Source organism: Legionella genomosp. 1 (assembly GCF_900640215.1).
In the GTDB taxonomy this organism is placed as follows: Bacteria; Pseudomonadota; Gammaproteobacteria; order Legionellales; family Legionellaceae; genus Legionella_C; species Legionella_C quinlivanii_A.
Window position 1 is genome coordinate 1 of record NZ_CAAAJH010000037.1, and the last position, 536, is coordinate 536.

Here is a 536-nt window from a genome sequence, read left to right on the forward strand (position 1 = left end):
TTTTCCGGTCGGTTTTGCTTCGTAAACAAATTTGATCATGAATTCGTATGCACTTCAATTCTTTTCTCGTCCTTATTGAGCAAACCTTAAAAACATAACTGCTCAATTAAATGACAGGATTCCTCAGCGCGAAAGCGGGAATCCATTCCTCAATTGGCATTATAGCTAGCTCAGAGATGGATCCCTTAATTTCACAAACGAAGTGCAACATCGTATATACTCGGTGTTGCTATGGGAAAACAATACAATCAGCTCTCGATGGAGGAGAGATGTAGAATATCCATTCTTCAAAGAGAAGGCTATTCACTCCAAAAGATTGCGACAGCTCTGGATCGCTCGGCATCTACAATATCTCGAGAGTTGAAAAGGAATATAACCAAAACGAAAGGCTATGATGCGAATTATGCTCAAGCCCAGACGAGAGCTCGCAGATGGACAGGGGGGCAAGCTTGAGCGCCGACCTGAATTGCGAAAAGCTGTGTTAGACCGCCTTGCTATGGGATGGTCTCCTCAGCAGGTCGCAAAAAGGCTGGCGC

1 protein-coding gene is annotated in these 536 nt (G+C 44.6%); it reads left to right on the plus strand.

All coding sequences use genetic code 11. From position 1 onward, the window contains the following. Positions 1-258 precede the first annotated feature (258 nt). Complete coding sequence (locus tag E1O89_RS15830) at positions 259-453, plus strand: helix-turn-helix domain-containing protein (RefSeq protein WP_410054777.1); 195 nt, start codon at positions 259-261, stop codon at positions 451-453. Positions 454-536: the final 83 nt, after the last annotated feature.

Bases quoted from the DNA above. Each gene is read 5' to 3' on its own strand.
- E1O89_RS15830 (WP_410054777.1), top strand. From the start codon at position 259: ATGGAGGAGAGATGTAGAATATCCATTCTTCAAAGAGAAGGCTATTCA.